The sequence below is a fragment of the Agathobaculum sp. TL06 genome, from assembly GCF_054658635.1.
Genome location: NZ_BAAGGY010000099.1, coordinates 1 through 255, shown reverse-complemented (window position 1 = coordinate 255; position 255 = coordinate 1). Strand labels below are relative to the sequence as shown.

Annotated in this window: 1 pseudogene; it reads left to right on the top strand. The window is 60.4% G+C overall.

Annotation, left to right across the window (positions count from 1 at the left end):
• Positions 1-255: pseudogene (locus ACYQ3S_RS15800) on the top strand (tryptophanase); the annotation flags it as partial.

The window sequence follows — 255 nt, the reverse complement described above, 5'->3', positions numbered from 1 at the left end:
GAAGAAGATCATCGACCTGGTGCGCACGGACTGCCGCGACGTAGAGAAGATGATGAACGAGGTATACCTGTGCGAGTACGAGGGCGGGCTGTTCAACGGCGGCGCCAAGCAGATGGAGCGTCCGAACGCCTTTATCATCCAGCAGGGCCGCGCGGCGGAGTCCGTGCTGATGGAGATTGTCCGCAATATTCTGGCCCGCCGTTACCCGGGCAAGAAGTTCACCATCCCGTCCAACGGCCACTTTGACACGACCGA